This window comes from Specibacter sp. NPDC057265 (assembly GCF_042668835.1).
Taxonomy (GTDB): Bacteria; Actinomycetota; Actinomycetes; order Actinomycetales; family Micrococcaceae; genus Specibacter.
In genome coordinates this window covers 1-1,443 of record NZ_JBHUYE010000053.1, presented here as the reverse complement: position 1 = coordinate 1,443, position 1,443 = coordinate 1, and the positions used below count along the sequence as shown (strand labels likewise).

Sequence of the window (1,443 nt, the reverse complement as noted above, 5' to 3'; positions counted from 1 at the left end):
GATTACCAGAGTGTCTATGCCCAGCCGGACTGGGCGGCCGTCCACCACGAGTTGGCCAAGGTTGGTGTGACGTTGAAGCTTTTGCATGGGGAGTACAGTGACGCGCTGGCTGGTTCCGGGCAGGCGGTGATGGGTTACGACCGTTTCTGCAAGGTATATCAGCGGTTTGTCTTGGAATCGCACGCGACATCGCGGGTGCAGCATAAGGCCGGGATGAGCATAGAAGTGGACTGGTCCGGTCCCACCATGGAACTGGTTGATCCGGTCACCGGCATGCGGAGCAAGGTGTACCTGTTCGTCGCTTGCCTGCCGTTCAGCCGGTACGCCTTCGTGGAGGCAACTTTGGATATGAAGCAGGACAGCTGGTTGCGGGCCCACGTGTCGATGTTCGAGGCTTTCGGCGGTTCCGTTCCACGACTTGTGCCAGATAATTTGAAGACCGGGGTGATCAAGCATCCTGCCGAGGGCGAGATCGTTCTCAACGATTCCTACCGTCATTTGGCCGCCCATTATGGGGCGGCGGTATTGCCGGGCCGGGTCCGTGCACCGAAAGACAAAGCGAGCGTGGAAAACACGGTAAGCCATGTTGCCACGTGGGTCATCGCTGGGCTGCGCCAGACCATGTTCACTTCACTGGGGCAGTTGAGGGCCGCGATCCGTGAACGGGTTCAAGCGTATAACCAGGAGCCTTTCCAGAAGCGTGCGGGCTCACGCACGTCGGTGTTCCTGACCGAGGAAAAACCTTTGATGAACCCGTTGCCGGCGGTCGGCTATGAGATCAGCGAGTGGGTTTACGGACGGAAAGTCGCCCGGAACAGCTACGTGTCGTGGAAGAAGAACTTTTACTCGGTTCCGATCGTCAATATCGGTGCCACCGTGGATTTGAGGCTGACGGAGTCGGTGTTGGAGGTTTACCGGAGCCATGAGCGGCTCACCAGCCACCAGCTGCTGCCGGCCGGGGTGCTGAATCAGTATCAAACCAACGATGCCGATATTCCACCGGATCGTCAATGGCAGCACTGGGACACCCAGCGGGTCAGGGACTGGGCTACGCGTACCGGGCCGTGCACGCTGACCGTGGTGGAGCGGATCTTTGAATCCGTGCAGGTCAAGGAGCAGGGTTTCAACGCGGCGCTGGCGGTGCTGCGGCTGAGTCGGCGCTACGGGGCTGCCCGATTGGAAGCGGCCTGCCGGATCGCTCTGCAGAGTCATCTTAGGTCCCCGCGCTACGCCCATCTTCGCCCGCTGCTGGAAACCGGACAAGACAAAAGCGCCGGCGCACTGCCTGAGCTTATCGATAACGAAGGTGGCTACGTGCGCGGCAGCGACTACTACGCAGGAGGCACCCGATGAGTTCACTGGATATCGAGACTAAGCGGAAAATGCGTGAAATGAACGCCACCGACATGCTCCAAGCCATCGAGGCCCAAGACGAGACTCTGA

1 protein-coding gene is annotated in these 1,443 nt (G+C 59.7%); it reads left to right on the top strand.

Annotation, left to right across the window (positions count from 1 at the left end):
* On the top strand, positions 1–1,353 hold a 1,353-nt coding region (gene istA / locus ACFUCV_RS14990), incomplete at its 5' end, for an IS21 family transposase (RefSeq protein ID WP_380817136.1).
* Between the last annotated feature and the right edge of the window lie 90 nt (positions 1,354–1,443).